Source organism: Arthrobacter sp. KBS0703 (assembly GCF_002008315.2).
Lineage (GTDB): Bacteria > Actinomycetota > Actinomycetes > Actinomycetales > Micrococcaceae > Arthrobacter.
On sequence record NZ_MVDG02000002.1, the window covers coordinates 167,077 to 187,489 of the forward strand.

The following is a 20,413-nucleotide window of genomic DNA, read 5'->3' on the forward strand; positions in this document are numbered from 1 at the left end:
GAGCCTAGAAGGGGATGAGTCCGGCAGCGGCGGGCAGGAAGGTGCTGAACCACGGGACGGCGGCAAGGACAAGCAGCCCGAGGAAGACGGCGATGAGGTAGGGCCAGAAGTGCTTGAGGCTCTTCTCCACGGTTTCATGCCCGGTTGCACAGGCAACGTAGAAGCCGACGCCCGCCGGCGGCGCGAAGGACCCGATGCCCATGGAAATGATCAGCACCATGGCGTACTGCACCGGGTTGACGCCGAAGTCGATGGCGATCGGCAGGAGCAGGGGTGCGAAGATCAGCACCGCCGGAAGGCCCTCGAGCAGCTGGCCCATGATGATGAGCAATATGACGGTGAACAGCATGAACAGCACCGGCGAGTCGCCCAGCCCGGACATGAGGTCGTGGATCTGCTGTGACACACCGGCCAGGGCGAGCGTCTGGGCGAGCGGGGATGCGGCGGCGATGATGAACAGAACCATGCCGGCCGTCGTCGTCGTTTCCCGCAGCGTGTCGCCGAGCAGGCGCCTGCTGCCGCGGCGGTACGCGGCGGCGAGGATGAAGGCGTAGGCGACGGCCACGGAGGACACCTCGGTGGGAGTGGCGAAGCCGCTCAGGATGCCCACCACCATGCCGACAGGGAGCAGGAGGGTGGGAATCGCGAAGAAGGTTGCCGACCCCCGTGCGCGCCAGGTGGCCTTGGGGCTGGCGACGCCGCCCTGCTTGCGGGCGCGGAAGAAGACGAGGCCCATGACCACGAGGGCCAGGAAGGCGGCGGGAACGAACCCGGCCAGGAACAGCGTGGTGGTGGAGATGGTGGTGATGGATCCGAGGATGAGGAGCACGATGCTGGGCGGGATCGTCTCGCCCATGATGGCCGAGGCTGAAAGGACGGCGACGACTTCGCCGCGGGGGTATTTGCGTTCCTCGAGCATCCCCCGCATGGTGGTGCCGACGGCGGCGACGTCCGCGACCTTGGAGCCGGAGATGCCGGAGAAGATGTACATGGTCACGACGACCACCTGAAGCAGGCCGCCGCGCAGGTGCCCGATGAGCGCGTCGACGAGTTTGGCCAGCGGGAGGGTGAGGCCGGCGGAGTTCATGACTGTGCCGGCGAGGATGAAGAACGGGATGGCCAGGAGCACGAAGCCCTTTGCCCCCGAGGCCATGCCGATCGGAATGGCGCTGACCTCGGAAATGCCGCCCAGGTAGAGGTAGATGCCGGAAGCCAGTGCGAGGACGAACGCGATCGGCAGGCCGAGGAACAGCAGGACGAACAGAACGATAAGCACGACGGCGAGAAGCAGGTTGGGCGAGGCGTAGTAGAAAAGCGGCTGCGAGACCAGGACGGCGGCCGCCAGGACTGCCGTGATGCCGACGGCCACAAGGACAGTGCGGCGTTCCTGCCGCCAGAGCTTGAGGACCGCGAACCAGGCGATGAGCACCATGCCGATGGAGAAGGGCAGCGAGACCCAGAAGACGGGCAGCTGGAGGATCGGTGTTTTCTCCTCGATCTGCTGCACGAGGGTGGGAACGAACAGCGCAAACGCCCCCGCGCTCATGACGAACACAAGGCAGTCGACGAGGGCCGCCAGGTAGGGCTTCCAGCTCGCCGGGAGGCGCATGATGAGTGCCTGGACGGACATGTGCGCGCCCTTGGGATACGCGATGGCGCCGCCGATGAAGGCGATGGACAGCAGTGCGATTTCAGAGACTTCCTGGGTCCAGAGCACCGAGTCACCGGTGACCACCCTGACCGTGATGTTCAGGAGGATGACGACGAGCTCGGCCAGGATCGCCGCGCCCACAATTCCTTCCAGGACTTTGTCGAGCCAGGCGGCCCCGCTCCAGCGCGGTGCGACGTGACCGTGGTGGAGAATCTCTTCCGCGTCAGACGGAAGGACCTCTTCGAGTTCCCTGGGTGCGAGTGTATGTTCCATGTTCTTCCAGACTGTCAACGTTGAGAGCGGGGATGTTCGGCTGAGGTCCGGAGCGCGGCACGGCGCTCCGGACCTCAAGATGCTGCTACTTGGCGGCGGCAATCGCCTGATCGAAGAATTCCTTGCCGATCAGCTCGGAGAACACCGGGTAGAGGCTCTTGGACACTTCCTTGAACTGCTCAAGCCCGGCGGCGGACGGCTCGTTGGCCGTCATGCCCTTGCTTGTAAGCTCAGCCAGCTGCTTCTCGGACTGCTCCTTGTCGTAGCCGGTCTTGAAGGTCGCGGTCTCGGCGGAGGCATCCGTGAGGGCTTTCTTCTGCTCTTCGGTGAGCGAGTCCCACTTCTTGTCGGACAGCGCCAGGACCCAGGCGTCGTTGATGTGGTGGGTCAGGGAAACGTACTTCTGCACCTCGGAGAACTTGTTGGTCCAGGGCACCTCGATCGGGTTTTCCTGGCCGTCGATCGTTCCGGTCTGCAGGCCGGTGAAGACCTCGGAGAACGCCATCGTCGTCGGGCTCGCGCCCAGCTTCCCGAAGAAGTCGGTCCACAGCGGGTTGCCGGGGACGCGGATTTTCAGGCCCTTGAGGTCGGCCGGCTTTTCAATGGGGCGCTCGGAGTTGGTGATCTGCCGTCCGGTGCGGGTGAGGAAGGACAGCACCACGGTGTTTTTCTCGGCGAGCTTGTCCTTGAGGACCTGGCCCGGCTTTCCTTCCAGGAACGCCGCTTCCTCAGCAGTGTTGTCGAAGAGGTAAGGGATGCTGATCGCATTCATTTCCGGCACCACCGACGCGTACACGGAGGTCGAGAGAATGAGCGCGTCCAGGGAACCGCCCTGCAGCCGGGTGACGGCGGCGTTCTGGTCTCCGCTGAAGCTGGTTCCGTTGGGGACGACCGTCACCGCGACAGAGCCGTTGGATGTCTTCTTCACCTGGTCGGCGAAGTGCTGGGCCGAAACGCCGACGGAGGACGTGAGCGGGTCCGGGATGGACAGCTGGATCTTGGCCACGGGCCCGCCCCCGCCGGGCGCTCCGGAAGCGCAGCCGGCGAGGAGCGAGGCGGCAAGGGTGCATGTCAGCACTCCGGTGAGGGCGCGGGTCTTGGATTTCATGTGATGCCTTTCTTCATTGGAAGGAGTCTGGTTCCGGAGGCGTGAAACGACGTCGTCATCTCACAGCCGGCCCGGGGAGGGGTTGGAGCGGAGTGGTTAGATGCTGAGGGCGGCTTCGGCCACGAGAGCTTCGGTTTCACGGCGCAGCTCAAGGGCCTGGGACAGTGAATCGTCCATGATGACGTCTTCCCACCGGACAGTCGCGCCCTTGGCGATGTCGGCACGGAGTTCCACGTGGTGGGCGAGCGCCACCGGCAGGGCCCCGATGGCTACGGAGTGCTTGGCCGAGACAAGCTTGCCCCACACCGTGAAGCCGCCTTCGCCGTCGAGGAATTCGCCTGCCTTGAGGTCCTTTTTGGCGGTGGCCACGACGTCGCCGAAGAAACCGACCGGGGACCCGGTAGCGATGCCACGAAGGGCTGCGTTGGCGATGGACATATTCAGTTCGAGGCCCACGTAGTGGTAGGGGCGGTAGAGCGCCGCGTACTGGCCGGTGGGGTCCGGGTGCCAGGGGTACTCGTTGAAGCAGCCGGAAACATACGCGTTTGTGGCCTTGACGACGACGAACACGCCTTCCTGGGTGTTGTGGCTGATCCAGCTGCCGTCGCGGTTGACGCTGGACATGACGTCGACGCTTCCTTCATGGGCCAGGGCGCCGCCGACGTCGGCAGGGCGGCAGATCGTGGCGATTTCCTCCACGTCGCCCGGGGTGAAGGACAGCCCGTTGTCGGAAGGGGTCAGGCCTGCGCCGTTAGCGACGGCCGCCATCTCGATGGAGGCCTTGGTGCCGTCGCGGAACGAGGTGTGCATGTAGGGGTTCAGCTGCCCGGAGTCGGTGAGCTCCTTGGAGAACTCCCAGTTCTCCCAGACGTTGTCCGGGTTCATCTCGTGGTAGTGCTCAAGGTACTTTGCGCCCTTGCCGGCACAGACGACGTCGAAGCCGCTGGTCCGCGCCCAGTCGACAAGTTCCATGATGAGGGCCGGCTGGTCGCCGTAGGCCATTGAGTAGACCACGCCGGCTTCTTCTGCGCGCTTGGCCAGGGCCGGCCCCGCCAGGGCATCCGCCTCAACCGTGACCATGATGATGTGCTTCTTGGTTTCAATGGCGCGCAGTGCGTGCTTCACCCCGACAATGGGGTTTCCCGTTGCCTCGACGATGACGTCGATGTCGACGTCGAACAGTTCGTCCGCATTTGCAACGATGGTGGTCGAACGGTTCTTCAGCGCCGTGGCGATGTCGGGGGCGATCTGGTTCTCGGGCCACCCAACCAGCGCGAAAGCGCCTTCAGCGCGCTTGACGTTGATGTCGGCGATGGCGACGACGTGGATACCGGGAATGTTGTTCGCCTGGGCCAGATACATGGTGCCGTAGCGGCCAGCTCCGATGAGTCCGACTCGAACCGGGCGGCCCTGCTGCTCGCGATCGCTGAGAAGTTTGTGGAGGTTCATGGGGATCTCTCTGGTTGACGTTTCGCGCCGGAGAGGAGCTCTCCACCTCAGGGGCGGAGCAACTTCTTCGTCGCGGTGTGAGCTGATTTCGGGACCGAGTGGAACCGGTTCCACTTTTGTACCAGTCGGTGTTAGGCTGTGTCAACAGGTCCGGTGAATCGGAGCATGACCGGCATTGCACGCTCAAGGCAGGACCTCAAGGAGGAGGAGACATGAAAAAGGCCCCGACTATTCGCGATGTCGCGGCGGCGGCGGGTGTATCGGTCTCCGTGGTGTCCCGGGTCCTGAATCCCGAATCCGGACCCGTCGCGCCGGCAAAGCGCGAACAAGTATTACGGGTGATTGCGGAGCTCGGCTACCGGCCCCGCGCCGCGGCCCGGGAGCTCAGTGCAGGCCACGCGCTCACCATCGGGCTCGTGGTTGCGGATCTGGCCAACCCCTTCTTCGCCCACCTTGCAGACCGCGTCGTCTGGGAGGCCCGCAGCCACGGAATACAGGTGGTGGTCATGACCACCCAGGAGGACCCCCACCTTGAGGCAGACTCCCTTGACACTCTCCTCGACCGCTCCGTTGGCGGCGTCATCGCAACGCCCACTGGCGGCAACATCGAGAAGTGGGAACGGCTGCGTGACCTCGGCGTAAACGTTGTCTTCGTCGACCGCACCATCCCGGAGCTCGAGGATGTGGACGTCGTCAGCATCGAGAACTCCGATTCAGCCCGCCGCGCCACCGAGCACCTCATCGCCCTCGGCCACACCCGCATCGGCCTCATCACAGGCCCCACGAGCACCTCCACCGGCCAGGCACGGATCGAAGGCTACCGATCCGCCCACGACAACGCGTCCATCACGGTGGATCCCATGCTGATCCGGGACGTACCGTTCCGCGGAGACGGCGGCGGCGACGCCGTCGGGTCCCTGCTCGCGCTTCCGGACAGTCCCACGGGACTCATCGTCGCGAACACCGCCCAGGTGCAGAGCTCCGTCCGCCGCCTCGTTCAGGTCGGCGTGCGGATACCTGACGAACTCTCCGTCATCGTGTTCGACGACAATCCGTGGACCGAACTGACCAACCCGCCGCTCAACGTGATCCGCCAGCCGATCGATATGCTGGCCGTGCACTCCGTCGAACTCGTCCTCGGACGGATGCAGGGCCGGCTGCCGGCCGGTGCCCGAACCATCGAGGTCAAGGCGGACTTCGTGCCGCGCAACAGTTCTGCCCCTCTTATCCGCTCCGCTGCAAGTTAAGGAACACCATGACCGTCATCGTCACTGCTGTATTCACGCCGAAAGAGGGCGCCTTCGACGACGTCGTCGCGGCCCTCTCCCCCGCCATCGCCGAAGTCCACGAAGAACCGGGCTGCCTGCTCTACGCCATCCACGAGGACCCGAACGGCCAGATCCTCATGATTGAGAAATGGGAAACCGCGGAGCTCCTCGACGCCCACGGCGCGGGCGAAGCCGTCCAGCGGTTGAATGCCTCGCTCGAGGGACTCCTGGAGGAGCCTGTTGAAGTGACCCGCCTGGCCCCGATCGTTGCCGGGACCCAGCACCAGGGACTGCTCTAGCCACAGCTGCTGGGCGGGGGCGTTGGTCATCGGGCGGGCTCGGTCCCAGGTTCCACCTCCCGGGGCATGTACTGGACAAACCAGTCCCTGGCCAGGACGGCTGCCTGCTCCAATGTCCCGGGTTCTTCGAAGAGGTGGGTTGCGCCCTGAACCAGCTCCAGCCGGTTGGTGCAGTGCATCCGGACCTGCGCCCCGCGGTTGAGCTCGAGCACCCGGTGGTCTGCGCTGCCGACAATCAAGAGCGTCGGGGCGCGCACAAGGGCAAGCCACGGGCCGGCCAGGTCCGGACGGCCTCCCCTTGAGACGACCGCGCTGACCTGACGCCCCTTTTCGGCTTGTTCAGCCGCCGCCCACAAGGCGGCACCGGCTCCTGTACTCGCGCCGAAGTAGCCCACGCCGCACGAGGCCGTGTCCGGCCGGCTGCCAAGCCAGTCCGTAGCCGCCGTCAGCCTGCGCGCAAGCAGTTCGATGTTGAACACGTTGGCGCGCTCAAGCTCCTCGCCGGGGCTGAGCAGGTCCAGAAGCAAGGTGCCCAGGCCCGCCCGTTGGAGTACCGCGGCGACGAATCGGTTCCGCGGACTGTGCCGGCCGCTGCCGCTGCCGTGGGCGAACACCACCACTGCCGCAGCCGGCCGGGGAAGGTTCAGGTGTCCCCGGAGTGGCACTCGGTCCGAAAGAATCTGCACGTCTTCATCGGGGCCAGGGCTGCCGGGGGCCGACGTCGCCCTCTGCGCACGCCGGGCGGCCGCTTCCAGCAGCCACACCACCTCGTCATCACTGGTCGGCGAAAAGTCACGGTAGTGCTGGCTGACAGCGGTGAGGTGCCGGGGCGTGAAGAGGCACACCACCTCGTCCGCCTCCGGCAACGAGCGGAGGATGTCGGCGGAGGCAACAGGAACGGCCAGGACCACTCTCGCCGCCCCCAGCTTGCGCGCGATGCTGCAGGCCACGCGGGCCGTTGATCCGGTGGCAACCCCGTCATCGACGACCACGGCGGTGCGGCCGCGCAGATCCATGGGCGGCCGGCCAGCACGGACGCGTGCCACCCGATCATCAAGCAGGCGGCGCTCCCGGTGTTCAACAGCCCGCAGGTCTGCATCCTTGACCCGTGCGAGTGCGAGGACGCGTTTGTCCAGGGTGAATGCCCCCTTTTCCCCGATGGCTCCCATCGCGAGTTCGGGTTGGGACGGTACCCCCAGCTTGCGCACGACGATCACATCGAGCTGCGCATCGAGTGCCCGCGCAACCTCGAAGGCCACCGGCACTCCGCCGCGGGGCACGCCCAGGACGACGGCGTCCGCCCCACGCAAATACTCCAGCCGCAGCCCCAACTGCCGCCCCGCATCAGCCCTGTCCGCGAAAATGCCCATGACTGCGACGTTCCCATCAACACGGCGGCCGCAGATCCGTGCTGCGGCCTACTGCTCCTCCTCCCACTATCCCGCACGAATCCCGACCCTGCGAGGCCCTTTTTTGCGGCGCGGAACCGCTGAAGGTTCGACGGCGGATACCGCCTCCGCCGCTGGATTGGCACCCGTCTGGAAGCGGGGCATCCTGATAGCAAGAGCCTTGCGAGTTGGAGGTGGGGCATGCAGATCGCGCTCCTGGGGGAGGGATCGGCGATCTTCAGCCGGTCGTTGACCAGCCGGCCCAGCATGATACGTCCCTGTGGATGCCGGCGGCGGGAGGGTCGCGGGTTTGCTGGAACTGGTCCGTCAGACGAAGGGCCGGGTCCAGTTGCTGGTCACGTCGGCACATTGGGGCGGCAACTGGGGATCGGAAGTCCCGGCCGCCCATCGAAGGTTGGCCCGGTCGCTGATCGAGGCAGGGGCCGACGTCGTGTTCGGGCATTCGGCCCACATTTTCCGCGGCGTCGAAATCTACAGGATGCAGCGGCTGAGCACACAGCTCGGCACGCGGAGCAGCTGGATCGGGGGCGAGAACGCCCTGGACATCCCGATCTGCCCGGAGCCGGACCGAACGGACCGGCCCGACGGCGGATCACCCTAAGGCCGGGCAGCTCACCGCGACGCTTTGACCACCATGGCCGAGCCTCCCCCTCGCCGGACCGGCTCGGCCGCGGCGACCATCCGCCCGTTGGGGCCGAACTCGATGGCGGTGGCCGCGCCGATTTCCGCCGCCGATGTGAACGCGTCACCCGACGGAGTGAACCGGTGGCCGTACGGCGTGAGCTGACTTTCATGCGCCTTGATGAAGGCAGGCTCGGCTGTGACCTTGGCTGCGTTCCGCTGGGCCGCGCGCGGTGCCGCAATCGCCTCGGAGATGCTCATGCCCAGGTCCACGCGGTTGAGGATGGTCTGCAGGACGGTGGTGATGATCGTCGATCCGCCGGGCGAGCCCAGCGCGAGGAACGGCTTGCCGTCCTCGAGGATGATGGTCGGCGACATCGAGGAGCGCGGACGCTTCCCCGGCTGGATCCGGTTCGGGTCGGCCGGGTCATACACCGTGGAAAAGTCGGTCAGCTCGTTGTTGAGCAGGAATCCGCGGTCCGGCACCACGATGCCGGACCCGCCGGTCTGCTCGATGGTGAGCCTGTCTCTTATACACATCTAGATGTGTATAAGAGACAGGTCATGTTGGTGGTGGAGATGTTCTCGGTGTCCCGCTCGGCGGCGGGGGCCGCGGCGGCTGCCGGGCACGCGCCGTCGTACTTGGCCACGCATCGGCGGCACGGGCTTCACGGCCGCGTGCTTCGGATCAAGTGCGCACGAGCGCTCCTTCCCGAACAGCGGGTCTGTCAGGGCGTCCGTGGGAACGTGTACAAACGCGGGGTCGCCCACGTACTTGCCGCGGTCCGCGAACGCGAGGGCGCTGGCCTCAAGGTAGTGGTGGAGGGCGTCGGGCGCGGACATCTCCGAAAGGTTGAACGTGTTCAGGATGTTCAGCGCCTCGCCGACTGTGGTGCCCCCGCTGCTCGACGGCGCCATGCCGTAGACGTCCAGGTCGCGGTATTCCACGTGCGTGGGACCCTGGTCAAGGGCGCTGTAAGCGGCGAGGTCCGCCGTCGTCAGGTGGCCCGCCGGGACGGGCAGCTTGGTGGTTTTGGTCTTCGGCGGAGCCTGGACGGTGGCCGCGATCTCTGCGGCGAGCGCTCCGCGGTAGAAGCCGCGCGTTCCCTTCTGCGCGAGGAGCCGGTACGTTTCGGCGAGGTCGGGGTTCTTGAAGACACTTCCGACGGCGGGCGCGTCGCCGCCGGGGAGGAACAGCTTGCTGGTCGAGGGGAACGCGGCGAAACGGACCTTGTTGTCGAGGGTCTGCTGGCGGAAGGTCTGGTCTACCTCGAAGCCGCGGGTTGCGACTTTGATGGCGGGCTTCAGGGCGTCGTCAAGGTCCAGCGTGCCCCATCGGTCCAGGGCCCGCTCCCAGGTGGCCGGCGTGCCGGGCACGCCAACGGAGACGCCGCTCGTGACGAGCTCAGGCGTGAAATTGTAGGGCTTGCCGGTCTTGGGGTCGATGAACGCGTTACGGGGCATTGCCGCCGGTGCCGTCTCGCGGCCGTCGATGGTGCCCACCCGGCCGGTCTTGGCGTTGTAGAACAGGAAGTAGCCGCCCCCGCCGATCCCGGCGCTGTAGGGCTCGGTTACGCCGAGGGTCGCGGCGGCGGCGACGGCCGCGTCCGCCGCGTTGCCGCCCTTGCGGAGGATCTCAATCGCCGCGGCGGAGGCCTCCGGGTCAACGGTGCTGACCGCACCGCCATACCCGGTGGCGGTGGCGGTTTTTTCCGTCGCCCGCGGATCGGCGAACGCAGGGCTGGCGACGGCGCCGCCGGTCACGCTCAATGCCAGGGCCGCCGTGACGGCCGCTAATTGACGTCTCAGATGTGCCATGGTCGCTCCCCCTCGGTGCGATGCAAGTGACGGTACTGCCACGCTACCCCGCCGGCGCGGGACACTCAACGCCTCCACGGTCAGCACCGGCGGCCCTCGTCGGCCGCGCCCGGCGGCGTCTCCAACCTGTCCGGCCCCCGTGCGGGGAGGCGAGTGGATTAGGCCGCCGCCAGCGTCTAGCGTGAGTTCTATGTCGGCGTCCGATGCTCTTGCGAAGTCCAGCACCAACCCCTTGCTTGTTCTCGGAAAAATAACCTCCATCCTGGATGCTTTCTCCCTCTCCAAGCCTGTCCTCTCGCTGAGCGACATCCGCGAGCACACGGGAATGCCGACGTCCACGGTCCAGCGGCTTGTCACGAACCTGACCTCCCAGGGATTCCTGGACCGCGAGGAGGATGCGTACCGCATCGGCATGAGGATGGCGTACTGGGCGGCTCCGGCAACGCGCGGAATGGAAGTCATCGACATCCTGAGCCCGCTCCTCAAGACGCTGCGGGACACCACGGGCGAGACTGCGTGTTTCTTCAAAGCTGAGCAGCACTACCGCGTCTGCGTGGCCATGGCCGACACCCGCCATGCGCTGCGCCGCGAGATGCATCTGGGCAAGGTCCTTCCGCTCCACGCCGGCTCGGCCGGGCGGGTACTCTTGGCCTGGGATCCGGACCTGATGGACGCCGTCCTGCTGGATCCGTTGGAGCCCATCACGGAATCCACCATCACCAGCTCCGGGGATCTGGAAGCCGCAGTCAAGAAGACGCGGGTGGACGGGTTTGCGATCACCGTGGGTGAGCGCGAAGACGGAGCGTCGGGCCTTTCGGCTCCCGTGTTCGACTCGGCGGCCGGACTGGTGGGGGCGGTGACCATCAGCGGACCCACCCTGAGGATGCCGCTGGAGACCTGTGAAGCCTGGGTGGAGCCGCTGCTAGCCACGGCGGAGCACATGACCAGGTTGATTGGCGGCCGGTTTCCCGGCGAGTCGTAATACCCGCCAGGAAACACGGGCCGGCTAGCAGCGCTTGGAGTAGCCGGCCACGGACTTTCCGGCGGCCTGCATCTCGGCCGCGTCGATGGCGATGAGGATCTCCGTGAAATTTTCCGCGTAGGTACCGAGGTCCGCCGCTACGGATCCCACAACCGCCACCACGGGGATGGTCCGGCCGGAGTTCCGCACTCTTTCCAAGATGGCCGAGATGATCTTGCCCTCCCCGGTCTGGGAGTCGAGGCGCCCCTCCCCGACCACCACGGCGTCGGCTGACTCCAGGTGGGCGTCGAACCTTGCCGCGTCCAGGACAGCGTCCGCGCCGGACACCAGGTCCGCCCCGAAGTGCGCCCACAACCCGCCGGAGAGGCCGCCGGCCGCGCCGGTGCGCGGCACGCCTGCCGGGTTCCGCGGATACGAACCGGTAAGGTGCGTGAGCCGTTCTTCCAGCAGCCTGATGCCGGCCGGGTCGGCCCCTTTCTGGGGTCCGAAGACGCGCGGAGCGTCCAGGAACGTCGTGGTCACATCGGAGAGGACAGTGATCCGGGCACCCCGGAGTCCGCCGTGGTCCTGGATGGCGCGGACCGCGCCTGCTCCGCCGTCGGTGGTGGCTGAACCGCCGGCTGCCACCAGGATGTGCGTGGCGCCGTGGTCCACGGCGGCCGCGATCAGCATGCCGGTTCCGTATGTGCCGGCGGTTAACGCATCCTGCGGGCTGTTCCGTGCGGATGTGAGGCCGCTGGCCTGGGCAACCTCGACGACGGCGGTCCCGGCCGCGGCGAGTCCGATGATCGCGGACAGCGGCTCGCCCCAGGAATTCAGCACGTCCACCGGCATTGCCGACGCCCGCAGGCTGCGGCAGAGCACATCGAACGTCCCCTCGCCCCCGTCGGCAACGGGCGGCCGCACGGCCGTGCCGCCCCCGTCTTCGATGCCGGCGCCGATTGCCGCGGCGACGTCCGCCGCCGAGTATGTCCCCTTGAAGCTGTCCGGGGCAACAAGGACGGTCATGCCGTGGCGAGGTGGTTGACGGCGTGCGGCGGGGTGCGGCCCTCCGCGATGGCGACGGCGTTCAGGGCGCTGAGCCGGGCCATTTCGCTGCGTACGGGCACGGTGGCGCTGCCCACGTGCGGCAGCAGGACGGTGTTGGGCAGCTCGGCCAGACCGGGTGCGAGCTTCGGTTCGTCCTCGAAGACGTCCAGTCCGGCACCGGCGATGACGCCGTTGCGGAGAGCGTCCACCAGGGCTGCCTCGTCCACCACCGGGCCGCGCGCGGTGTTGATCAGGATGGCATCGGATTTCATCCGCTCCAGCACGCCGGCATCCACGAGGTGCCGGGTCTGGTCGTTGAGCGGCACGTGCAGGGACAGGAAGTCACTGCGCTCCACCAGTTCGTCCCAGGGGACCTGCTGGACCTTGCCGGCGAACTCGCCGAGTTCGTCGTCGCTGACGGGGCGGTCGCCCGGGGGACGCGGCGCGAAGAGCACCGCCATGCCGAAGCCCAGTGCGCGCCGGGCGGTGGAACGGGCGATCCTGCCGAAGCCGGCCAGGCCCAGCACCGCGCCGGAGACGTCCCGGCCCAGCAGGAGCTCCGGTTCCCAGCCGAGGAACTTGCCATCGCGGACCAGCCGGTCCGCCTCGACCACGCGCCGGGCCGTGCCGAGGATGAGCAGCATGGCGATGTCCGCCGTCGCGTCGGTCAGGACCCCGGGGGTGTTGCCCACCAGGATGCCGTGCCGGGTGGCGGCGCCGACGTCGATGTTGTTGTATCCCACGGCGAAGTTGGACACGCCCCGCAGGCGGGCGCCGGCCAGGAGCGGCTCGTCGATGACATCGCGCAGCTGGGTGAGGACGACGTCGAAATCACCCGAGGCGCACAGCGCCGCCAGCGTCTCGTAATCCGGCGGTTCGGGCAGCACGGTGACCCGGCCGGCGTCGGACAGCAGCTGAAGTCCGGGCTCCGGAATGGCGGTGGTGACCAGGAATCTGTTGCCCACGCTCAGTTGCCTCCCTTGGTGCTGGGAGCGGGAGTGGTGCTGTCCGACGGGATCACCCAGCCGAAGGCTGCCGCGTTGGACCGGGCGCCTTGGGCAGCTTTGGAGCGGTTGGGCTCGCCGAGCTCGGCAAGCAGCTTCTCGGACAGGACCACCAGCTCCGCGAAGGTCTCCGTGGTCAGCCATTCGGGCCGGGTGGCAAACAGGATGTCCTCGCTGGAGGTGTTGCCGCTGGCACCGGGAGCAAAGGGGCAGCCGCCCAGACCGCCGAGGGCGCCGTCCACCATGGCGGCGCCGGCCTGGATGGCGGCGAGGGTGTTGGCCACGCCCAGGCCCCAGGTGTCGTGGCCGTGGTAGACGATCCTGCGGAGCGGGGATTCTTCCCGGACCCGGGTAACCAGCCCCGAGACCTGAGCCGGGACGGCCTGCCCCAGGGTGTCACACAGGACGATGTCCGTGGTGCCCTCGGCGCGGGGATCGTTGGCGATGGACAGCACACGCTCCTCCGGCACCGTTCCTTCGAAGGGGCAGGTGAAGGACGTGGCGATGCAGAGCTGGATCTGACCGCCGACGGCCTGGGCGTATTTGACCGCTTCAGGCAGAGCGGCGAGGCTTTCCTCGGTGGTGCGGCCAATGTTGGCTTTGTTGTGTGAGTCCGACGCCGACAGGCAGTACTGGAAGTTCCGCGCTCCGGCGGCCGAGGCCTTGGCCACGTGGCCGGGTGTTGCTACCCAGATCCAGCACTTTTCCAGTTCCTCGGGCGTGAGGGCCTGCACGACTTCCAGGGTGTTGGCCATGGTGGGGACGAGGTCCGGGCGGGCCATGGAGCCCAGTTCGATGGCGGGCACACCCAGGCGCAGCAGTTCCCGGACCGTTTCGAGTTTCTGCTCGGTGGGGAGAAGTTTCCCGGTGAGCTGGAGCCCGTCGCGCAGGGTCACGTCCCGGAGGATCGTGGCGCCCAATGTTGCGGCGAGGGTGTCTTGGGGGCGGTTCATGGCTGGAGTGCCTCCTCGCGGCCGGAGGCCGCACTGATCTCCGCGGGGCCCATGTTGAGGAGCCCGCCGAGGATTTCTTCGGTGTTTGCACCCAGGTCAGGGCCGAGGTTCCGGATGGCGAGTGATTGGTCTCCGATGACGGGGACAATGCCGGGGAATCCCACGCCGGGCAGGACTTCGTCCCCCGTGGAAACGTCGAACTTTTGGATCATGTTACGGGCTGCGTACTGGCCGTCGGTGCTGATGTCGGCCGCAGTGTAGATGGGTCCGGCGGGTACCCCGGCGGTGTCGAGTGCCGCGAGTGCGTCGGCGGCGTCCAGCCCGCCTGCCCACGTGCCGATGGCCTGATCGAGCTCTTCGCGCCGCGCCCAGCGGCCCGCGTTCGTCTGCAGCGACGGGTCCTCGGCCAGGTCCGGGCGTCCGATGGTGTGCATGTACCGCTGGTAGATCGAGTCTCCGTTGCCGGCCACGACGATGCTTGCGCCGTCCCGGCAGATGTAGGCGTTGGAGGGAGCGATGCCTTCCATCCGGCCGCCCACGCGCTGCCGGTCCACGCCATAAGCCTGGTAGTCCGGAATGAGGGATTCCATCATGGAGAACATCGCCTCGTGGAGCGCGACGTCGATGACGCGTTCGGTGAGCGGCACGGCGCCCGCCGCGTCCCGGCGTCGCGCTTCCCTTTGGTAGAGGCTCATCATGGAGCCGAAGGCGGCGTAAAGTCCGGCGATCGAGTCTCCGATGGAGACACCCACGCGGACCGGCGGGCGGTCCGGGTCGCCCACCAGGTTTCGGAACCCTCCATAGGCTTCGGCGACGGCGGCAAAACCGGGCCGCGCGGACAGCGGGCCGGTCTGCCCGAAGGCCGAGATGCGGGTGATGATGAGGTCCGGATTGGCTTCGTTGAGAACGTCGGGGCCGAGGCCCCACTTTTCCAGCGTGCCGGGCCGGAAGTTTTCCAGCAGGATGTCCGACTTTGCCACGAGTGCGAGCACCGCGTCCTTGCCGGCCGCGGTCCTGAGGTCCAGCACCACGGACTTCTTGTTGCGGTTGATCGTCCGGTACAGCATGGAGGTGTCGCCCTTGTGCAGGCGCCAGTTGCGCAGTTCATCACCGGTTCCGGGCCGTTCCACCTTGATCACTTCGGCACCGAAGTCGGCAAGCAGCCGGCCGGCCGTGGGCGCGGCAATATAGTTGCCCAGTTCAAGGACGCGTACTCCCTCCAGGGGCGCAATGCGTGTCTGTGTCATGTCCTTCTTCTTCTTTCGTGGGCGTGGGCCTGGTCTTGATGCTCGCGGTCCGGTCAGAACAGCAGGCTCATGGGCAGGATCAGCAGGATCGCGACGACGGATGCCACCGATACCCCGACAGTCACCGATTTCAGCGCTCCCCTCACACTCTGCCCCAGCAGCGACTGCAGGAGCCAGAAGGTATTGCTGGTGACGTGGACCATGAACAGGGATCCGGCGCCGGCGGAAAGGGCCAGGAGCACGGGATCCAGCCCGATGGCCGGAGCAATCGGAGCGAGCAGCCCGGCCGCGGTGATGGCGGACAGGGTGACGGAGCCGACGGCGATGTGCAGCACGGCCGCGATGGCCCAGACCACCAGGAGCGGGGCAACGGTGCTCGCGGAGAAGAATCCGCCCAGGATGTTGCCGAGGCCCGCTGCGGCGACGGTTGCGGCGAGGGACCCGCCCACGCCGGTGAGGATCAGGATCTGTCCGCTTTCCTTGAAGCCCACGGTGATGGCCTGCTCGACGCGTTTCTGGCCGATGGCGGAGCGGGCGACGAGGCAGGTGCCGATCAGGCCGATCAGCAGGGCGATGACGGGCTCGCCGAGGAGCTGCAGCCAGGGCATGTCAATCTTCAGGATCTGCAGGATGGCGCCGGCTCCGATGAGGAGCAGCGAGGTCAGGAGCGGGGCGAAAAGCAGAATCAGCGGCGCCTGCTTCCGTTCGTGTTCGGCCACGGCAACAGCGGCACCGGCCGGCCGGGCGGCAGAACCGTCGGAACCGGGGTTTCCGCCAGGTGCCGCCGAAGCGGAAGGCAGCGTCCCGCCGTCGTACTCTTCCTCCTCGCCCTCACGATCCTCCTCCTCGACGAAGGTGTGGTCCTCGTCCTTCGCTTCGTTCCAGAAGCCGCGGCGGAAGAGGAACGTCATGATGGCGATGGAGATGATGATGGTGGGGATGACCAGGAGCAGGCCGAACAGCAGCATTTTTCCAAGCGGCACATTGAGGAGCCCCGCCAGGGCGAGGGAAGCGACGCCGGGGACCGTGAAGACGATGCCGCATTCGAGGGCGATGGCCATGGCGGTTGCCATGCGGGCCGTGCCAAGTTTGCCGATCTTCGGTGCCAGCTTGCGGGCCAACGGGGCCGAGATGACCAGCAGCACGTCCAGGAAAATGGATTGGAGGACCGTTCCGAGGGCCAGGCCCATGGTGTAGGGCAGGCGCTTGGGGCCGAAGGTACTGAGCAGATGCTCCACCAGGCGCCGGATTGCGCCGCTCTGATTGAGGATGGACCCCATCAGCACACCGAAGGCGATGAGCAGGCCCACGTCCACCATGATCTCGCCGAAACCGGACGTGATGGTCTTGACTGTTTTTTCCACGCCGAGTCCGGCGGCGAGGCCCAGGTAGACCGAACCGATGACGAGGGCGATGACGGGATTGACTCTGAAACGGACGATCAGGACGACGGCGGCTATGACCGCCACGGCCGTATTGATCAGGACAGCTATGTCTGACATGAGGGGAATCCGATCGTTGGGCCTTCCACATTGAAGGCTTGGGAACAGATGTGCACCGTGAGGAAGGCCACATCGCTAAACCCATATTATGGGATTCAACTCATAATGCAAGACATTCGACGATACGACTTTGACTGTGACGTTCTCCCGCCTGCCGTCCGGGGCGGCTCTGGATTCCTAGGAACGGGACCTCAAGGATTCCAGTGCAGCCCGCGCTCCCCTTGCATGAAGGTCCTTCAAGGCCAAGGCGTAGGCGGCGACGAAGCGTTCGTTGTCCATCAGGTCGCCGAAGACCTCCCGGTTGGCGATGAACGCCAGTGGCTCCTCGCGCTGCCGCGCGGCGGCTTCCATCAGTGGTTCCTTGAGCCGGTCGACGACGTCGATCGGGCTTCCCTGTTCGTCGGTGCCTTCGTCATAGCGGGCCCAGCTGGCGACGATCGCCGCGGAGCGGTGAATCGGGCCGCCCTGGTCGAGGTTGATGCGGATGACCGGGAGTAGCCATTTGGGGATCCGGTCGGAGCTTTCGGCGCACAGCCGCGCCAGGGTGTCCTGCACGTATTCGTTGGAGAACCGCTCGATCAGGGTCCGTTTGTAGGATTCGAGGTCAATACCGGGGACGGGCTGAAGCGTTGGGGTGGCCTCGTTGTCCATGTAGTCGAGCAGGAACTGCGCGAACAGTGCGTCCTGTGCGACCTCGTGGGCGTAGCGGTAGCCGGCGAGGTAGCCGAAGTAGCACATGCCCTGGTGGCTGGCGTTGAGCAGCCGCAGCTTCATCAGCTCGTAAGGTTCGACGTCCTTCACGAGCTGGACGCGGGCATCTTCGAACGGAGGCCGGCCGAGGCTGAAATGGTCTTCAAGCACCCACTGCTCGAACGGCTCGCACACCACCGGCCAGCCGTCGTCGAACCCAAATTCACCGGCGATGGCGGCGCGGTCGGCGTCCGTGGTGACCGGGGTGATCCGGTCCACCATGCTGTTGGGGAAAGGGACGTTTGCTGCCACCCAGGCGCCCAGCTCAGGGTCCTTGAGGTTCGCGAACGCGGTGAACATGGTGCGGGCGACGTCTCCGTTGCCCTGGATGTTGTCGCAGGACATCACGGTGAAGGGCGCAAGCCCGCGTTGCCGCCGCCGGGCGAGTGCTTCCGTGACGAGACCGAAGGTCGTCCGCGGCGCGGCGCCGGGCTGGAGGTCATGCAGCATGTCGGGGTTGTCGGCCTTGAAGTCGCCGGTGACGTGGTGGAAGTTGTAGCCGCCCTCAGTGACGGTGAGGGAGACGATCCGGATTTCCGCCGATGCCATCTTTTCGATGACGGCTTCGGGGTCGTCGGGGGCGAAGAGGTATTCTACGATCGAGCCGATGACCCGCCCTTCCCGGGTTCCATCGGGGTTTTTCACCACGAGGGTGTACAGGCAGTCCTGGTTGTCCATCACCTGCTTCATGCGGGCATCGGAGGGCAGGACGCCGACGCCGCAGATGGCCCAGTCGAGGGCGCGGCCGGTGTTCATCAGCCTGTCGAGGTACATGGCCTGATGCGCGCGATGGAATCCGCCCACGCCGAAGTGGACGATGCCGGCGGTCAGGGCGGAACGGTCGTATCGGGGCGTGGCCAGGGAGGCCGGGACGGCGGTAACGGTGGTGCTGTTGAGGGTTGGCATGGCGTCAGTGCTCCCGGGCAGCCTGTGACGGGACGTGCAGCGGGCCGAGTTCCGCCGCGTGGGGCGGATTGGCGCCCGGGCGCGAGCAGGTGATCCCCGCGGCACGGTTGGCGTAGGCAGCGAGGGCGTGGAGTTCATCCGAGGCCAGGGCTTGCAGCCGTGGTTTTCCTTCCGCCCCGAGCGCTCCCAGCTGAGCCAGGCCGGAGATGAGGGCGGCCATGAAGGAGTCGCCGGCGCCCACGGTATCTGCCACGGTGACTGGTTCGGCGGTCATTTCCGCCCGGCTGTGGCGGGTGAGGATGACGGGCCCGTCCGCTCCCCGCGTCAGGGCCACGATGGCCGGGCCCATTTCCAGCCAGGCTTGCAGAGTTTCCTCCGGGGTGCGGTGCGGGTAGAGCCAGGCCAGGTCTTCATCGCTGGCTTTGACAAGGTCGCTGGCTGCCACGAAGAGTTCGGACTGTGTGCGTGCCGCGGCCACATCGGGGCTGATCCCCGGCCGGCAGTTGGGGTCGTAACTGACGGTCGCGTGCTCCCGGGCGGCCTCGACGAGGACAAGGGTGGCCTGATCGCCTGGCGGGAACACGGCGGCGATCGATCCCGTGTGGACGTGGGTGGAAGCCTCGACGGCGGCGAGGGCAGGCAGCGATGCCCCGTTGATGTCCCAGGTGATGTCGAAGGCGTAGGTGGCCGCCCCCTCCGGACTGAGCATGGCGGTTGCCGTTGACGTGGGCGCGCTGCCGCCCCTGACCACGGTGACGCGGTTGGAAAGCAGGTGCTCTTCGACCATGAGCCCGTGCCGGTCGTCGTCGTAGTGAGTCACCAGGGTCGTCGGCAGGTCCAGGCGTGCCGCCCCCACGGCCACGTTGAGGGGGCTCCCGCCGGGATGTTCCTCGGTGCGCGCCATCTGGCGCGGATCGCTGATGACGTCGACGAGGGACTCGCCGATGACGGTGACACTGGCGTCCCCCAAAGCGGAAAAGGAGGCTGTTGTGGTTTCGTTTTCGCGCATGGCTGCTTCCTTGCAGTGTTCTTCGTGGGTCAGGACGAGGAGCCTAGCGGCCCGGGTAGACGACGGCCTTGAGCTGCCCGGGCTGTTTGCCGGCGTTGAGCGCCGCCTCTGATTCGGCCAACGTGAACTTGCCGGTGACCAGGATGTCCAGGTCCACTTTTCCGTCGGCGATCAGCTGGATGGCCAGCGGCCAGGTGTTGGTGTAACGGAAGACGCCGGAGAGCCAGATCTCCCGGTTCTGGATGTAGGAGACGGGGAGTTCGACGTCGTCCGCCCCGAGCCCTACCAGGATGACCCTGCCGGCGGGGCCGACGGCCTTGATGCCGGAGCGGACAGCCTGCGGCGCGCCGGAAGCGTCGATGAACGCATCGACGTCGAGCCCTTCGACGCTGTCCGTCCTGGCATTGAGCGCGTGGGTTGCACCGTGCTCGAGCGCGAAGGCCAGCCTGTCTTCGGCGATGTCCGTGACGTAGATTTCCGTTGCACCGAAGGCCCTGGCGGCCTGGGCCGCGATGATCCCGATGGGGCCGGCTCCAGCGATCAGGACGCGGCTGCCGGGCTTGATTTCGGCGCGTTCGCAGGCCCAGAGTCCGACGGAGAGCGGTTCGATCAGGGCTGCTGCCTCGTCGCTGACGCTGTCCGGGATGTCGTAGGCGAAGTCGCTCTGGATGGTCACGTATTCGGCGAAGGCCCCGTCGATCGGCGGGGTGGCATAGAACTCGATGTCCGGGCAGAGGTTGTACCGTCCGGCTTTGCACTGCTTGCACGTGCGGCAGGGACGCTGGGGTTCGACAGCGACCCGCTGGCCGATCCGGGCGGGGTCAACGGCGCTTCCGACGGCGGCGATGCGGCCGGAGAGTTCGTGGCCGAGGATCAGCGGATGGTCCACGACATAGTCGCCGATCCTGCCGTGTTCGTAGTAGTGGACGTCGCTGCCGCAGACGCCGACGGCGGCGACCTGCACCAGGACCTGGTCGGCCTCAAGCTGCGGGACGGACAGGGTTTCCATGGCCATGTCGCCCTGGCTCTTCAGGACGGAGGCACGCATCGTGGCCGGTACTTCCGGGCGCCCGAGGGCTGGAGACTGTGCGGTTGATGTTGTCATCGAAGTAATCCTCTAAGAATCGAAGTGGGG

Annotated in this window: 16 protein-coding genes and 1 pseudogene; 4 read left to right on the forward strand and 13 right to left on the reverse strand. The window is 66.7% G+C overall.

Going from position 1 to position 20,413, the window contains the following annotated elements; genetic code table 11:
- Positions 1-4: 4 nt before the first annotated feature.
- The 3 genes from B1A87_RS21295 to B1A87_RS21305 all read right to left on the reverse strand — a co-directional run bounded on the left by B1A87_RS21295 (position 5) and on the right by B1A87_RS21305 (position 4,481).
- Positions 5-1,924: a TRAP transporter large permease subunit gene (locus B1A87_RS21295; RefSeq protein WP_078026882.1), complete on the reverse strand. Its 1,920-nt coding sequence runs from the start codon at positions 1,922-1,924 to the stop codon at positions 5-7.
- Between the two features lie 85 nt (positions 1,925-2,009).
- The gene (locus B1A87_RS21300; protein WP_078026881.1) at positions 2,010-3,032 is read right to left on the reverse strand and encodes a DctP family TRAP transporter solute-binding subunit; all 1,023 of its coding nucleotides are present in this window, start codon (positions 3,030-3,032) and stop codon (positions 2,010-2,012) included.
- A 96-nt stretch (positions 3,033-3,128) separates the two neighbouring features.
- Positions 3,129-4,481: an NAD(P)H-dependent oxidoreductase gene (locus tag B1A87_RS21305; protein ID WP_078026880.1), complete on the reverse strand. Its 1,353-nt coding sequence runs from the start codon at positions 4,479-4,481 to the stop codon at positions 3,129-3,131.
- A gap of 212 nt (positions 4,482-4,693) precedes the next feature.
- Between B1A87_RS21305 and B1A87_RS21310 the strand changes: the two genes are divergently transcribed.
- Entirely contained in the window at positions 4,694-5,728 is a 1,035-nt protein-coding gene (locus B1A87_RS21310) for a LacI family DNA-binding transcriptional regulator (protein ID WP_078026879.1), read from the forward strand.
- An 8-nt stretch (positions 5,729-5,736) separates the two neighbouring features.
- The gene (locus tag B1A87_RS21315; RefSeq protein ID WP_078026878.1) at positions 5,737-6,048 is read left to right on the forward strand and encodes a putative quinol monooxygenase; all 312 of its coding nucleotides are present in this window, start codon (positions 5,737-5,739) and stop codon (positions 6,046-6,048) included.
- A gap of 26 nt (positions 6,049-6,074) precedes the next feature.
- On the opposite strand, the gene B1A87_RS21320 is transcribed toward B1A87_RS21315, so the two are convergent.
- The gene (locus tag B1A87_RS21320) at positions 6,075-7,418 is read right to left on the reverse strand and encodes a phosphoribosyltransferase family protein (protein ID WP_078026877.1); all 1,344 of its coding nucleotides are present in this window, start codon (positions 7,416-7,418) and stop codon (positions 6,075-6,077) included.
- Between the two features lie 328 nt (positions 7,419-7,746).
- Between B1A87_RS21320 and B1A87_RS21325 the strand changes: the two genes are divergently transcribed.
- Positions 7,747-8,058 carry a CapA family protein gene (locus B1A87_RS21325; protein WP_260681103.1) on the forward strand — a complete coding sequence of 104 codons (312 nt, stop codon included), beginning with the start codon at positions 7,747-7,749 and terminating at the stop codon, positions 8,056-8,058.
- 11 nt (positions 8,059-8,069) lie between these two features.
- Here the strand turns inward: B1A87_RS21325 and ggt are convergent.
- Positions 8,070-10,205 (reverse strand): annotated as a pseudogene (gene ggt / locus B1A87_RS21330) (gamma-glutamyltransferase).
- Here ggt and B1A87_RS21335 point away from each other — a divergent pair.
- Entirely contained in the window at positions 10,087-10,878 is a 792-nt protein-coding gene (locus tag B1A87_RS21335) for an IclR family transcriptional regulator (protein ID WP_078026875.1), read from the forward strand. The pseudogene ggt and the gene B1A87_RS21335 sit on opposite strands and share 119 nt — an antisense overlap.
- A gap of 24 nt (positions 10,879-10,902) precedes the next feature.
- Here B1A87_RS21335 and B1A87_RS21340 read toward each other — a convergent pair whose 3' ends face one another.
- From B1A87_RS21340 to B1A87_RS21375, 8 genes are all read right to left on the reverse strand, one after another.
- The gene (locus B1A87_RS21340; protein ID WP_078026874.1) at positions 10,903-11,886 is read right to left on the reverse strand and encodes a glycerate kinase; all 984 of its coding nucleotides are present in this window, start codon (positions 11,884-11,886) and stop codon (positions 10,903-10,905) included.
- Positions 11,883-12,872, reverse strand: a complete 990-nt coding sequence (locus B1A87_RS21345; protein ID WP_078026873.1) for a D-glycerate dehydrogenase — start codon at positions 12,870-12,872, stop codon at positions 11,883-11,885. The genes B1A87_RS21340 and B1A87_RS21345 overlap by 4 nt, the downstream gene beginning before the upstream one ends.
- 2 nt (positions 12,873-12,874) lie before the next feature.
- Positions 12,875-13,864 (reverse strand): hydroxymethylglutaryl-CoA lyase, encoded by a 990-nt coding sequence (locus B1A87_RS21350; protein ID WP_078026872.1) that lies wholly within the window; start codon positions 13,862-13,864, stop codon positions 12,875-12,877.
- Positions 13,861-15,111 carry a CaiB/BaiF CoA-transferase family protein gene (locus B1A87_RS21355; RefSeq protein ID WP_078026871.1) on the reverse strand — a complete coding sequence of 417 codons (1,251 nt, stop codon included), beginning with the start codon at positions 15,109-15,111 and terminating at the stop codon, positions 13,861-13,863. Before B1A87_RS21355 ends, B1A87_RS21350 begins: the two co-directional genes overlap by 4 nt.
- A 53-nt stretch (positions 15,112-15,164) precedes the next feature.
- On the reverse strand, positions 15,165-16,613 hold the full coding sequence (locus B1A87_RS21360) for a GntP family permease (RefSeq protein ID WP_078026870.1): 1,449 nt from the start codon (positions 16,611-16,613) through the stop codon (positions 15,165-15,167).
- A gap of 177 nt (positions 16,614-16,790) precedes the next feature.
- The gene (locus tag B1A87_RS21365; protein ID WP_078026869.1) at positions 16,791-18,269 is read right to left on the reverse strand and encodes a mannitol dehydrogenase family protein; all 1,479 of its coding nucleotides are present in this window, start codon (positions 18,267-18,269) and stop codon (positions 16,791-16,793) included.
- Positions 18,270-18,273: 4 nt separating this feature from the next.
- Positions 18,274-19,278 carry a carbohydrate kinase gene (locus B1A87_RS21370; RefSeq protein WP_078026868.1) on the reverse strand — a complete coding sequence of 335 codons (1,005 nt, stop codon included), beginning with the start codon at positions 19,276-19,278 and terminating at the stop codon, positions 18,274-18,276.
- 43 nt (positions 19,279-19,321) lie between these two features.
- A complete protein-coding gene (locus tag B1A87_RS21375; RefSeq protein WP_078026867.1) occupies positions 19,322-20,383 on the reverse strand; it encodes an NAD(P)-dependent alcohol dehydrogenase in 1,062 nt (353 codons plus the stop codon).
- Positions 20,384-20,413 lie beyond the last annotated feature (30 nt).

What these genes read in the sequence shown, in the direction of transcription:
- B1A87_RS21295 (WP_078026882.1), bottom strand. Translation starts at nt 1,924, where the DNA reads ATGGAACATACACTCGCACCCAGGGAACTCGAAGAGGTCCTTCCGTCT.
- B1A87_RS21300 (WP_078026881.1), bottom strand. Translation starts at nt 3,032, where the DNA reads ATGAAATCCAAGACCCGCGCCCTCACCGGAGTGCTGACATGCACCCTT.
- B1A87_RS21305 (WP_078026880.1), bottom strand. Translation starts at nt 4,481, where the DNA reads ATGAACCTCCACAAACTTCTCAGCGATCGCGAGCAGCAGGGCCGCCCG.
- B1A87_RS21310 (WP_078026879.1), top strand. Translation starts at nt 4,694, where the DNA reads ATGAAAAAGGCCCCGACTATTCGCGATGTCGCGGCGGCGGCGGGTGTA.
- B1A87_RS21315 (WP_078026878.1), top strand. Translation starts at nt 5,737, where the DNA reads ATGACCGTCATCGTCACTGCTGTATTCACGCCGAAAGAGGGCGCCTTC.
- B1A87_RS21320 (WP_078026877.1), bottom strand. Translation starts at nt 7,418, where the DNA reads ATGGGCATTTTCGCGGACAGGGCTGATGCGGGGCGGCAGTTGGGGCTG.
- B1A87_RS21335 (WP_078026875.1), top strand. Translation starts at nt 10,087, where the DNA reads ATGTCGGCGTCCGATGCTCTTGCGAAGTCCAGCACCAACCCCTTGCTT.
- B1A87_RS21340 (WP_078026874.1), bottom strand. Translation starts at nt 11,886, where the DNA reads ATGACCGTCCTTGTTGCCCCGGACAGCTTCAAGGGGACATACTCGGCG.
- B1A87_RS21350 (WP_078026872.1), bottom strand. Translation starts at nt 13,864, where the DNA reads ATGAACCGCCCCCAAGACACCCTCGCCGCAACATTGGGCGCCACGATC.
- B1A87_RS21355 (WP_078026871.1), bottom strand. Translation starts at nt 15,111, where the DNA reads ATGACACAGACACGCATTGCGCCCCTGGAGGGAGTACGCGTCCTTGAA.
- B1A87_RS21360 (WP_078026870.1), bottom strand. Translation starts at nt 16,613, where the DNA reads ATGTCAGACATAGCTGTCCTGATCAATACGGCCGTGGCGGTCATAGCC.
- B1A87_RS21365 (WP_078026869.1), bottom strand. Translation starts at nt 18,269, where the DNA reads ATGCCAACCCTCAACAGCACCACCGTTACCGCCGTCCCGGCCTCCCTG.
- B1A87_RS21370 (WP_078026868.1), bottom strand. Translation starts at nt 19,278, where the DNA reads ATGCGCGAAAACGAAACCACAACAGCCTCCTTTTCCGCTTTGGGGGAC.
- B1A87_RS21375 (WP_078026867.1), bottom strand. Translation starts at nt 20,383, where the DNA reads ATGACAACATCAACCGCACAGTCTCCAGCCCTCGGGCGCCCGGAAGTA.